The 10526-nt window shown below is 45.1% G+C and carries 10 protein-coding genes; 6 read left to right on the top strand and 4 right to left on the bottom strand.

Annotated elements, in window-relative coordinates; translation table 11 throughout:
* Nucleotides 1-52: 52 nt before the first annotated feature.
* Nucleotides 53-940, bottom strand: coding sequence for a helix-turn-helix domain-containing protein (locus tag O9290_RS11385; protein WP_288054684.1), 888 nt, complete (start codon nucleotides 938-940; stop codon nucleotides 53-55).
* Nucleotides 941-1137: 197 nt separating this feature from the next.
* Between O9290_RS11385 and carA the strand changes: the two genes are divergently transcribed.
* The 5 genes from carA (at nucleotide 1138) to O9290_RS11360 (ending at nucleotide 4450) form a co-directional block, all read left to right on the top strand.
* Nucleotides 1138-2286, top strand: coding sequence for a glutamine-hydrolyzing carbamoyl-phosphate synthase small subunit (carA, locus tag O9290_RS11380; RefSeq protein WP_288054682.1), 1149 nt, complete (start codon nucleotides 1138-1140; stop codon nucleotides 2284-2286).
* A gap of 74 nt (nucleotides 2287-2360) precedes the next feature.
* On the top strand, nucleotides 2361-2711 hold the full coding sequence (locus O9290_RS11375) for an STAS domain-containing protein (protein ID WP_008196348.1): 351 nt from the start codon (nucleotides 2361-2363) through the stop codon (nucleotides 2709-2711).
* A 3-nt stretch (nucleotides 2712-2714) separates the two neighbouring features.
* Nucleotides 2715-3131 carry a Mini-ribonuclease 3 gene (locus O9290_RS11370; RefSeq protein WP_002741322.1) on the top strand — a complete coding sequence of 139 codons (417 nt, stop codon included), beginning with the start codon at nucleotides 2715-2717 and terminating at the stop codon, nucleotides 3129-3131.
* Nucleotides 3132-3174: 43 nt separating this feature from the next.
* Nucleotides 3175-4041 carry a 23S rRNA (guanosine(2251)-2'-O)-methyltransferase RlmB gene (gene rlmB / locus O9290_RS11365; protein ID WP_002763882.1) on the top strand — a complete coding sequence of 289 codons (867 nt, stop codon included), beginning with the start codon at nucleotides 3175-3177 and terminating at the stop codon, nucleotides 4039-4041.
* Between the two features lie 112 nt (nucleotides 4042-4153).
* Nucleotides 4154-4450: a DUF1816 domain-containing protein gene (locus tag O9290_RS11360; protein WP_104397146.1), complete on the top strand. Its 297-nt coding sequence runs from the start codon at nucleotides 4154-4156 to the stop codon at nucleotides 4448-4450.
* A 307-nt stretch (nucleotides 4451-4757) separates the two neighbouring features.
* On the opposite strand, the gene O9290_RS11355 is transcribed toward O9290_RS11360, so the two are convergent.
* On the bottom strand, nucleotides 4758-6191 hold the full coding sequence (locus tag O9290_RS11355) for a bifunctional orotidine-5'-phosphate decarboxylase/orotate phosphoribosyltransferase (RefSeq protein WP_288054679.1): 1434 nt from the start codon (nucleotides 6189-6191) through the stop codon (nucleotides 4758-4760).
* A 12-nt stretch (nucleotides 6192-6203) separates the two neighbouring features.
* Nucleotides 6204-7208, bottom strand: a complete 1005-nt coding sequence (locus O9290_RS11350) for a CHAD domain-containing protein (protein ID WP_288054677.1) — start codon at nucleotides 7206-7208, stop codon at nucleotides 6204-6206.
* 118 nt (nucleotides 7209-7326) lie between these two features.
* Here O9290_RS11350 and O9290_RS11345 point away from each other — a divergent pair, with 118 nt between their 5' ends.
* Entirely contained in the window at nucleotides 7327-8856 is a 1530-nt protein-coding gene (locus tag O9290_RS11345; protein WP_288054675.1) for a glycine betaine ABC transporter substrate-binding protein, read from the top strand.
* On the opposite strand, the gene cysS is transcribed toward O9290_RS11345, so the two are convergent.
* The gene (gene cysS / locus O9290_RS11340) at nucleotides 8839-10281 is read right to left on the bottom strand and encodes a cysteine--tRNA ligase (RefSeq protein WP_002763874.1); all 1443 of its coding nucleotides are present in this window, start codon (nucleotides 10279-10281) and stop codon (nucleotides 8839-8841) included. The genes O9290_RS11345 and cysS overlap by 18 nt on opposite strands.
* Between the last annotated feature and the right edge of the window lie 245 nt (nucleotides 10282-10526).

Genomic DNA, 10526 nt, shown 5'->3' with positions numbered 1-10526 from the left:
ACACCCCACACCCCACACCCAACCCCCTACCCCCTGCTAACCCGCTAATTCCCTACTCTAAAGCGTAGATACGACCATCCATGAGCAGACGGGTGATCCCTTTCGCTTCCAGTTGAGCGTGAGCTTTTTCGATCAGGCGACCGTCGGGAACTTTAATCACTTTTTCCTTGCGCTTGGAGAAACGACGAGCGATGCGATGACTTTCAAAGATGGGGAGAGTGCGCTGCTGGATTTCCTGAGGGGGAACCTTACCCAATTCAGCAAAATCCTTGAGGGGACGGGTGATTAATTCGGCAGCGCGATCAATGACCAAGTAACAGGTTTTGGGAAAAGCCGCTGCCGAGAGGGGTAATATCTCTAATTGGGCTGTTTTAACGATAGTCGGGCCTAAATAGCTCCCCGCTAGTTCCTCCTCCTCCTCGTCTTCATCTTCATCTTCATCCTCCTCTTCATCCCAATCCTCGTCAAGCTCATCTTCCTCCTCCTCTTCCTCGATAGCTTCGACGAAAAACTCGGTTAAATTAGCGTCTTCTAGGGGTTTATCGCCATTAATTTCTATATATTCCGAATTATCTGCTTCTGGCGGGTAAGAGGTATCCATTAACAGGGTTAATTGTTCCACAGAAGCGATCGGTTGCTCAAAATCCTGCTCATCCTTAGCTTCGATGCGAGCTGCCCGAAAACTAATCACCTCGATCGCTTTTTCTGGTAAATCCGCTGCTGCTTCCTCCTCCTCGAGGCCACGAGGATTGCGGGCCAAGCGTTTTTTCTGGATTAACTGCTCGTATTCCTCCCCAGAAAAAGAATTTTTGAGAAAACGACTGACCGTAGAACTACTCACGCCATAACGCTCGGCTAAGGTGGAAGTGGTGGCCTCCGTTTCCCGATAAAGCTTAAGAATTTCTTTTTTCGTGGCATCAGTCAGTTTTCTTGCACTCATATTACTTATATAGTTATTTTTTAAGCGATAGGATCTTGCCGATGGCTAGTCAGGGGAAGCTGTTGTCCTTGAGCGGATGTACTCTTAATCATAAAACGCTCTAGCCAATTAAAACTAAGCAATTCGTTTTCTAGTCCCTGTTCTAGTCTATCCTTGACTTCTGTTTCTCACCACTACTCAAGATTAAAAAATTGACGATGATATCAAGTGCTGCTAGTCAAAAAGCCTTATTAGTTCTGGCCGATGGTACGGTTTACGAGGGTTATTCCTTCGGCTCCAAGGGAACCACCGTCGGCGAAGTTGTCTTTAACACGGGGATGACTGGTTATCAGGAAGTCCTCACCGATCCCAGTTATGCCGGTCAAATCGTCACTTTTACCTATCCGGAATTGGGAAATACGGGGGTTAACCCCGAGGATGAGGAGTCAATTCGTCCCCAGGTGAAAGGAGCGATCGCCAAAAATATCTGCCACCGGCCCAGTAATTGGCGTTCTACCCAATCCCTACCGGATTATCTGGCCGATCATCATGTTATTGGCATCTATGGCATCGATACCCGGTCTCTGACCCGCAAAATTCGCTCGGTTGGGGCGATGAATGGGGCAATTTCTACGGAAATACTCGATTATCACGATTTACTGCGGCTGGTGCAGGCGGCCCCCAGTATGGCGGGGTTAAATCTAGTTAAGGAAGTTACCACCAAGGAAGTGTACGAATGGACGACTCCCACCCCGTCCGCCTGGGAATTTGCGCCAATTGATAGCGATCAAGAACCGTTAACGGTGGTGGCGATCGATTTTGGCATCAAACGCAATATTCTCCGACGTTTAGCCAGCTACGGTTGTCGGGTGATCGTGGTTCCCGCCGACACTCCCCCAGAAAAAATCGCCGAATATAATCCCGATGGTATTTTCTTTTCTAACGGACCGGGAGATCCGGCAGCTGTCACCGAAGGAATTGCCCTAGCCAAGCAACTTTTGCAAGGAGAAAAACCCACTTTTGGCATCTGTATGGGTCATCAAATTTTAGGCCTATCCCTAGGGGCAGAAACCTTTAAACTAAAATTTGGCCATCGCGGGTTAAATCAACCCTGCGGACTGCAGCAACAGGTGGAAATTACCAGTCAGAATCACGGTTTTGCCGTGCAGGAGGCCTCTTTAAATCCGCAAGTGGAGATTACCCATCTCAACCTCAATGATCGCACCGTAGCGGGTTTAAAACACAAGTCTCTGCCCTTTTTCTCGGTACAATACCACCCCGAAGCCAGTCCTGGCCCCCACGATGCCGATTATCTGTTTGGCCAATTTGTTGATTTAATGCGGCAAGCAAAAAAGGATCGGTCGTAAATTTTTAGGATATACTAGGGTTTTGATTTTTACGGACCTAGGGCTAGGAGGCGATTATTCCAGAAGCAATTAACTTGACCGTCAGCTTGCGAGGCACGCGTGAGGTCAAAGATAAGTACCAAATTTTCCGTTTGACGGGTCTTTTAGATGCCTTTTCCGAACCGACTTTTTGTAAGGTGATCGAAGGCTATGTGGAGGAAGGTCCCAAGGATGTGATTATTAGCCTCGCTCAGATTGATTTTATCGATAGCTCCGGTTTAGGGGCTTTAGTAAAATTGGTAAAAAAGGCCAAAACCGAAGGGGGCAGTTTACAAATTGTTACCAATCCCCGGGTAACTCAAACTGTAAAACTGGTGCGATTGGAGAAGTTTTTTTCCCTGCAACCCACCCTGGAAGCGGCGATCAAATATCTGGAAAAAGCGTAAATCGTGGAATCTCCTCTCGAAAAAATTCGCTTACAGGTCAATGGCGAGGGTTCACCAATCCTAGAGGGTCTTGACCGATTATCGCCTGCTTCTCTGGCCTATCTAGGGGATGCTGTTTATGAATTATACATCCGCACCTATTATTTACTGCCGCCCCAGCGTCTGGGAGACTATCACGCTCAGGTGGTGGGCAAAGTCAGGGCCGAACAACAGGCTTTAGATTTAGCACAACTGCAGCCCTATCTGACAGACCAAGAAAAAGAAATTCTGCGCCGGGGACGCAATGCGGTCACGGGAAAACGCCGTCGTCTGACAGCCCAAGTCTATCAGCAGGCCAGCAGTTTAGAAACCCTGTTCGGCTATCTTTATCTGCAAGACCCCTCAAGATTACATCAACTATTAGAAAAACTAGAATTATAGCCCTCAGGGACGATTCCCGACTTTACTCTTAATCCATCCAATCATGAGCGATCGACCATTTCGTGGCAAGTCCGATAATAGTAATTTTCGCCGGCCCTCGCGGCCGAAAACTGGGCCAATTCTGGCTAAATCCCCGGCAGTAACTCCAGAAAACCAAGAAGCTGATGATCTGCTCTACGGTCGCCGGGTGGTTTTAACGGCCATGGAGGAGGAGCGCCAACTAAATCGGATTTGGGTGGTCAATCGACTCCGTTACGATCCCCGTTATCATACCCTCTTAGAAAAAGCCAAAGCCAACGGTACGGTAATTGATGAGGTGGACGATCTGCGTCTCGATCAGATTACCAATAAGGCCAATCATCAGGGGATTGCGGCCCAGATGTCTCCCTATGAGTATATCGAATTAGCCGATCTGATCGAAAAAGCTAAGGGCAGAAGTCGCCACCCCGTCATCGTCATCGCTGAAGGTATTACGGATCCCCATAACCTTGGGGCAATTATTCGCACCGCCGAAGCTATGGGTTGTCAGGGGGTAGTTATTCCCCAACGTCGCGCCGCCGGGGTGACATCGACGGTGATGAAAGTGGCGGCTGGATCCTTGGAATATTTACCCGTCGCCAGGGTGGTTAATCTCAATCGTGCTTTAGAGGAATTAAAAGCGGCGGGTTTTTGGCTCTACGGCACGGCGGCAAAAACTGGTAAATCTTTACACACAATCAATTTAACGGGTGCGATAGGATTGGTGGTAGGTTCGGAGGGAGAGGGTTTGAGTCTGCTAACCCAAAAGTCCTGCGATGAGTTGGTATCTATCCCTTTGGCAGGCAAAACCCCCAGTCTCAATGCTTCGGTGGCGGCGGGTATGGCTCTTTACGAGGTTTACCGGCAACGCTGGCAAAATTCCCCCGATTGAAAATCTGTATTTTTCGACACTCCCAATAGCCAAAAGGAGAAAGTATAAATAAAATAGGAAGGAAGTTTGCGAAATGTAAACGAACGTAACAAAACCACCAGAGTAGATTTAGATGGGGAACGAGATGAAAGAATTTTTGATTAGCTTACTCGAAAGGTTCGGATTAGCCTACTGGGTCGAGATTAAAACCGACTATCCCAGATGTACTTATTATTTCGGTCCTTTTCTCGCTAAAGACGAGGCTGAAGTCGCTCAAGCCGGTTATGAAGAAGATTTGAAAACAGAAGGAGCGCAGGGGATTAAATTGGATATAAAACGTTGTAAACCGAAAGATTTAACTATTTTTGAGGAAAAAGAAGAAAGCAAGCTCCTGAATACCCTAAAGGTGTTACGCAGTCAAGTTTCTTAACAATTTTCAGTGATCGGTAATCAGTGATCAGTAATCAGTGATCAGTAAACAGTAAACAGTGAAAAAACAGCATAAGGCTGCTACTTAGGGTTTGCTGAATAAATCTAAAAACCTTGTTGGATAAGACTTTTGGACTTTTTTCCCCTCAAAAAGTGCCAGCCATTGCGGGGATCGGGGGGAAAATTCAGGTACTTTTTCCCTGAAAATTAGGTAGTTGACCAGCTGAAAATCGATAAAACCCCACACCCCACACCCCACACCCCACACCCTGCCCCCAAGAAAAACTTTTTGCCGCAAACCCTAAATATCAATGGGAGCGATTTAAAAAACAGCTATATTCTGCTTCTGTCAGTCTTCCCGCTTCGTAGAGAGTATCGGTAATTTCTGCTAGGGTTAAAACCGAATAAGGTTGATAACCATGGCTACGAAGTTTATCTTTAACGGGGCCACCATGGTCGATAAAAACCACGATATCATTAACTAATAATCCCGCCGATTTAATCTTTTCTGCCCCTTCGATCGCACTTTTGCCAGAAATTAAAATATCGTCCACCACTACCACCGTTTCCCCCACTTGAAAATTACCTTCAATTACTCTTCTTGTGCCGTGAGCTTTTACTTCTTTGCGGGGGAAAATCATCGGATGATTTAATAATAAAGATAAACCCGTAGCTGTGGGTAAAGAACCGTAGGGTATGCCAGCAATACGGTCAAATGTCAAGGTTTTTAATATTTCTCCATAGGCTTCAATTACCTGCTGAAAAATATTAGGATTAGAGATAATTTTTCTCAGATCAATATAATAGGAAAAAGTTTCTCCCGATGCTTGCACATAATCGCCAAACAGCAAGCAGCCAATATCAAATAATTGTAGAATTAAATCCTGATGAGGATGTTGTTTTAAAAGACAAACGTTAGCAGTCCAAGTCTCATCTTGGCTCGATTCTTGCTGGTGGTTTTGTTTAATTTTGTTGACTTCCTCGCGTAAATCCTTGACTTTTGCCCCCAAATCGGGTTGAGATAAAAAGTCTTGGGGTACAGGAATTAATAAACCCTCGCCATGACTATTTAAACCCACAGTAATTAACTCGGAGAATTGACTTTTTTCTTCCCAAATACTGCGTAATAAAATCAATCTTTCGGGGGCAAAATTGCGAATCTTTTTCAAAATCTCCGGTTGAGTGGTTCCCACTTCTAAAAACACCTGTTCGGGAGTTCCCCAAGTACAAGCTTCTTTGACGACTTGCAGATAAAAAGGATTGTCGCGACTGGGGAATTCTTGCAGATTAATCGCGCCTTGATTGGAAGTATGACAAAGGATAAAAGCGCCATGCTCGGGATAAACTAAAAAAGGAGCAACGTGATCCTGTCCGGAGTAGGGATTGAGAGTAACCGCGTCCACCTGCCAAGTTTTAAAGATAGTCTCGGCTAAAATACTGCTAGTATTAATATCGCCGTGTTTAGCATCCAAAATTACCGGGATATGATCGGGAATTGCCGTTAAAATTCGCTGTAATAATTCTAACCCTGCCGCTCCCAAAGCTTGATAAAAGCCTAAAGTTGGTTTGTAGGCACAGACAAAAGGGGCAGTTTCATCGATAATAAACTTGAGCCACCGTTCTAAATTAACGATTAATTCTCCCGGGGTGGAGGGCATCATTTCGGGGTTAGCATCTAAACCGAGGACAAGTAGAGTCTGGTTTTGACTAATGGCGTGGTTTAACTTTTGAAAAAAATTCATCGGTTTCTAATCTCAGGATTCTGGATTAGTTTCTAATTCTACACTATTTGGCCGAAAAATAGGCTGTAAAATTGTCTGGTGCAGACTTTTTCTGGTGTCAGCGTCAAGGAATTTCTTTTGTAAGGGTTGCCATTCTTGCCATTTTTGGTGACGGATATTTTGGAAAATTTCTAGTAAAGTCGGCATTTCCTTGGCAAGACAATTAGGGAAAATTTGGCTAAGAAAATCCGAGAGAACACAACAATCCTGCATTTCTCCGAGAATACTTTGAAGGTTTTTAATATCTTCTAGATATTCTCGATACTTGTGGCCATAGAACTGAGTGAATAACTCCATATTATAGCGGGAACGCTTGGCTTCTTTGCGGAGATCGTGCAGTAATAATCCTTCTTTTTCCAATAGGTCATCAATTTCTTGACTAGAAAACTCTTTTACTTTTTGATCTTCCTCTAAATTTACCCCAACTAACCAGCCTTCATGGAGTAAAAAGTGACTCGCTTGCGGTAATAATAAGTCAGGTAAAACCGTGGCAATATCTAATTTTCCTATCGGTTGATAGGTGGGATTATCCAACCAACTGGCAAAATCTGCCTTAAAATTGAGAAATTTATCGGACTTCAACAGCTTTTCTACCTTAGCAAAAGCCTTCTCCCTTCGGTGTTCGAGAACTTGTAAAACTTTCTTCAGTAAATCCTGTTCTTTCGGTGGTAAAATTGGCTGATAATGGCCGACAAAAGCCGATTTTAACACATCTAAATCCCGCAATTCTCCTAAAATTCTGCCCAGATTACCCACCCGTTTTTGCTCGGCAGATTTCGGCATGGTTAAAGCGGGGGCAAAACCGGTTAAGGTACTGCGAAGACGGCGCATTCCCACACGAATTTGATGTAATTCTTCCGTATCCTGATCGAGTAAAACCCCAGCTTCGTGTTTAAGAACTTTATGAAAATGTTTATCAATACCGATATAGGCCCAATCGGCAACAGTTTTAGCCCGAGGATTAAATTTGTTAGTCATTTGTCTTTAGGGAGGAAATAATGTCAAGATGGTGATAGAATCTTTAAATAAAGACTGGAACTAATAGATCCCATTTATTCTACACAATAGGATGAAGCAGCAGCTTTAAGAGAAGTTTATGGATAGTTTTTGGCTAGATTATGGGGGGGAAATCGCTTTTCGCACTGGAGAGCATCTTTTCTTGACGGGAATAGCCATGGCTATGGGTAGCTTAATCGGTATTCCTCTAGGTATTTTGATTAGTCGTCAAGCTATTCTCGCCCCACCAATTATAGCGATCGTTAACACCCTACAGACTATCCCCAGTTTAGCCCTATTTGGTTTTTTAATTTCCGTGCCTTTTTTGGGAGGAATCGGCAAAATTCCCGCTATTGTTGCCCTAACTCTCTATACCTTACTGCCAATTGTTTTAAATACCTATCTGGGCATCAAAAAAGTTGATCCCGAATTAAAATTAGCCGGGTTATCCCTAGGCATGACCGACGGTCAAATCCTGCGCTATATCGAATTACCCCTGGCCAGGGCGACAATTTTGGCAGGAGTGAGAATTGCGACGGTGATTGCTATCGGTGTGGCCACGATCGCAGCTGCCATCGGTGGCGGTGGTTTGGGAGTGTTTATTTTTCGCGGTATTGCCACGGTCAACAATCAGTTAATTTTGGCGGGGGCAATTCCTGCCGCTTTTTTAGCCCTTGTTGCCGATTGGAGTATCGGTTGGTTAGAAAAGACCTTTTCCCCTTCGCAACGTCCGAAAAAGCCCTCTAAATGGCAATGGGGCTTAGGTTTAATCGGGTTGGCCTTGCTATCTTTCCTCTTGACTCAAATTTTCCATTCATCCCTTGGCACAGTGGTGATCGGTTCCAAAAATTTTACCGAACAGGTGATTTTAGGGGAAATTTTGGCACAGGAAATCGAAAAAGAGACGAATTTACGGGTTGAACGTCAATTTAATCTCGGTGGTACTCTGATCTGTCATGAAGCGGTGAAAGCGGGTAAAATCGATGGTTATGTGGAGTATTCCGGCACGGCTTTCACGGGAATTTTACAGGAAAAACCCCTTAACGATGCCCGATTAGTCTCTGAAAAGCTGCAAGAGATTTATCCAGAAAAATTTAATCTAGAAGTGTTTCCCAGTTTAGGATTCGAGAATACTTTCGCCATTGTTATCCGGGGAGAAACCGCCAGTCAATACAATCTTAAAACTCTCTCGCAAGCGGCTAAATATACTCCCAATTGGCAAGCGGGTTTTGGTTATGAATTTTTGGAAAGGGAAGACGGTTACAAGGGATTAGCGAAGACCTACGGCCTCAATTTTGCCGGACCCCCGAAAGTGATGGATTTAGGGTTAATGTACCGCGCTTTAGCCGAAAAACAAGTGGATTTAGTGGCGGGAAATTCCACCGATGGCTTAATTCCCGTGCTAGATTTAGTCATCCTAGAAGATGATCAACGCTATTTTCCTCCCTACGAAGCGGTACCGATTTTTAACCGGGATAGTTTGCGAAAATATCCGCAATTGCGACAGGTTTTAGCGAAACTCACTGGCAAAATTACCTCCACAGCTATGCAGAAATTAAACTATCAGGTGGATGGCCGCGATCGTAGGGTGGAGGAAGTGGTTAAAGAATTTCTAGTCTCCCTCTCTTAACCATTTAGTGACTCCCCCGGGTTGGTCGATTAAACTAATGCCTTGGGCTTTTAATTCTGCGCGAATGCGATCGCTTTCGGCGTAATTTTTCGCTTTTTTTGCCTCTGTCCGTTGTTGGATCAGATTTTCGATATCCGCTGCACTAATTCCCTCAGAAACAGGGGTTTCTCCCTGGTCAGCGGCCATTTCTAAGCCCAAAACCCTAGACAATTTCACCAAAGTATGCCATTTTACCGCTAATTGGGCCAGATTGCTGTCTGTCTTACCCGCATGGGTTAAATTATTACCCTCCTTGCGTAATTCCTTAGCGATTTCAAATAACACCGCTAAACCACCGGCAAAGTTAAAATCGTGATTTACCGCCTCTTGAAAGCGATTTTCTAGCTCTTGGTCGGTAATTCCGGGATTATCGGGCGGAAGATGCTTATAACCAAAGGATAAACCCTCTTGTAAAGTATGCCAGCCATTAGTGGCCGCCTGCAATCCCTCATCGGAAAAATCGATCGGTTTGCGGTATTGGGCGCCTAAAATTAATAATCTCACGGCTAAGGGGTCATATTTTGCCAATAACTCGCGAATAGTGATGAAATTACCGAGGGATTTTGACATTTTTTCCCCGGCCACCTTAACCATGCCATTATGTAACCAATAATGGGCCAGAGGTTTACCCGTAGCGGCTTCACTTTGGGCAATTTCGTTTTCGTGGTGGGGAAAAATCAGATCACTTCCCCCCACATGAATATCGATAGTTTCTCCCAATTGTTCTTTGACCATGGCCGAACATTCAATATGCCACCCCGGACGACCTTGGCCCCAGGGAGAATCCCAACTAGGTTCCCCCGATTTTGCCCCCTTCCAGAGGGCAAAATCAAAGGGGTCTTGTTTCTTAATTGCTTCCGGGTCGTCGGTTTCTACCCGGCCGCTGGCGCCGGCTTGCAGATCATCCAGTTTTCGCCCTGATAGTTTGCCATAATCAGAAAAACGACGGACGGAATAGTAAACATCGCCATCGCTGGGGTAAGCATAGCCTTTTTGTTCTAATTCATAGACTAGGCGCTTGATACCGTCGAGGGTATGAGTGGCCCGGGGATAAGCGTCCGCCGGTCTGACTCCTAATTTTGCCATATCCTCAAAGTAGGCCTGGATAAATTTCTCGGCCACGGCTGCCATGGTGGTATGTTCATTTTTAGCCCGATTGAGAATTTTATCGTCAATATCGGTGAAATTCTGAATATAGCGCACTTTATAACCGAGATACTCCAAATAACGCCGCACCACATCCCAAACCACACAGGTACGCGCATGACCCAAATGGCAATAATCATAGACGGTAATGCCGCAGCAATACATGGAGACCATGCCCGGGATGAGGGGGGTAAAGGGTTCTTCGCGACGACTGAGGGTGTTGTAGAGGATTAAGGTCATGGATGGAGAAATTTTTTTCTGGGGGAAAAGGCTAGTCCAATTTTATAGCAGTTATTTTCAGTTATCAGTGATCAGTTATCAGTGATCAGTTATCAGTGATCAGTTATCAGTGTAAGTATCTAAGCACAATTAATTACACATCTAAGCCACTACTCCGTCAGGCTTCTGCGGTGGTGAGCAAACAGAGAACTGAAAACTCAAATCCGATCCCTAATAGCTGTATCCCGTCTCCTGTCTCCTGTCTC

Source organism: Microcystis sp. LE19-41.2A (genome assembly GCF_027530405.1).
Lineage (GTDB): Bacteria > Cyanobacteriota > Cyanobacteriia > Cyanobacteriales > Microcystaceae > Microcystis > Microcystis aeruginosa.
This window is presented reverse-complemented; position numbering and strand designations above follow the sequence as displayed.

What these genes read in the sequence shown, in the direction of transcription:
- O9290_RS11385 (WP_288054684.1), bottom strand. Translation starts at nt 940, where the DNA reads ATGAGTGCAAGAAAACTGACTGATGCCACGAAAAAAGAAATTCTTAAG.
- carA (WP_288054682.1), top strand. Translation starts at nt 1,138, where the DNA reads ATGATATCAAGTGCTGCTAGTCAAAAAGCCTTATTAGTTCTGGCCGAT.
- rlmB (WP_002763882.1), top strand. Translation starts at nt 3,175, where the DNA reads ATGAGCGATCGACCATTTCGTGGCAAGTCCGATAATAGTAATTTTCGC.
- O9290_RS11360 (WP_104397146.1), top strand. Translation starts at nt 4,154, where the DNA reads ATGGGGAACGAGATGAAAGAATTTTTGATTAGCTTACTCGAAAGGTTC.
- O9290_RS11355 (WP_288054679.1), bottom strand. Translation starts at nt 6,191, where the DNA reads ATGAATTTTTTTCAAAAGTTAAACCACGCCATTAGTCAAAACCAGACT.
- O9290_RS11350 (WP_288054677.1), bottom strand. Translation starts at nt 7,208, where the DNA reads ATGACTAACAAATTTAATCCTCGGGCTAAAACTGTTGCCGATTGGGCC.
- O9290_RS11345 (WP_288054675.1), top strand. Translation starts at nt 7,327, where the DNA reads ATGGATAGTTTTTGGCTAGATTATGGGGGGGAAATCGCTTTTCGCACT.
- cysS (WP_002763874.1), bottom strand. Translation starts at nt 10,281, where the DNA reads ATGACCTTAATCCTCTACAACACCCTCAGTCGTCGCGAAGAACCCTTT.